The sequence below is a fragment of the Vibrio sp. 1402 genome (assembly GCF_033340275.1).
Genome location: NZ_JAWOWE010000214.1, coordinates 1 through 751, shown reverse-complemented (window position 1 = coordinate 751; position 751 = coordinate 1). Strand labels below are relative to the sequence as shown.

2 protein-coding genes are annotated in these 751 nt (G+C 49.0%); both read left to right on the top strand.

What is annotated here, in order from left to right; genetic code table 11:
- Positions 1-396 (top strand): cytochrome c oxidase assembly protein (locus R7044_RS25165; protein WP_225455991.1); only part of this gene is annotated, 396 nt, incomplete at its 5' end.
- A gap of 51 nt (positions 397-447) precedes the next feature.
- The coding region (locus R7044_RS25160; RefSeq protein WP_225455990.1) for a cytochrome c oxidase subunit 3 at positions 448-751 on the top strand (304 nt) is incomplete at its 3' end.

Sequence of the window (751 nt, the reverse complement as noted above, 5' to 3'; positions counted from 1 at the left end):
GCAGCGATTCAACCTACGGGGATGCAGCCCGATTTGAGCCGGACGATTCGTGTGGAGTTTATGGCACACGTCAACCCAGATATGCCGTGGGAGTTTAAGCCGAAAGTCATTTCGATGAATGTTCATCCAGGTGAAGTCGTGCAAACTGAATACTTGGCATTTAACGAAAGTGGACAAAGGCTGGTGGGGCAGGCGGTGCCTTCCGTTTCTCCCGGCAACGGTGCAGCTTACTTCAACAAAATAGAGTGCTTTTGTTTTACGCAACAGCCGCTGGATGGAAAGCAGCACGCTCAGATGGCATTGATTTTCTATATTGAGCCCGATTTGCCGGACTCAATACATACATTAACGCTGTCTTATACACTCTACAAACTTCCTCCTCCCACAGGCAGTTAGCCTCTCAAGGAGTGAGATACAGGCCAAATAGTGTCTGTAAGGAGAGAACTGATGAGTAATAAACCTGGAACCTACTACGTTCCTGCTCAAAGTAGTTGGCCGATCATTGGCGCGTTTGCTCTGTTTTTAGTCGCCGTCGGTGCGGGCATGACGGTGCAAGGTACTCAAAGCGATGGTGCGGTCGGTGTTGTTGGTCGCATTGTGCTTGCCGTAGGCTTTTTGTTTCTGCTTTACATGTTGGCAGGGTGGTTTAGTAACGTCATCACCGAATCGTTGACGGGCAAATACAGCGCGCAGATCACTCGATCATTTCGTCAGGGGATGAGTTGGTTCATCTTTTCAGAAGTGATGTTCT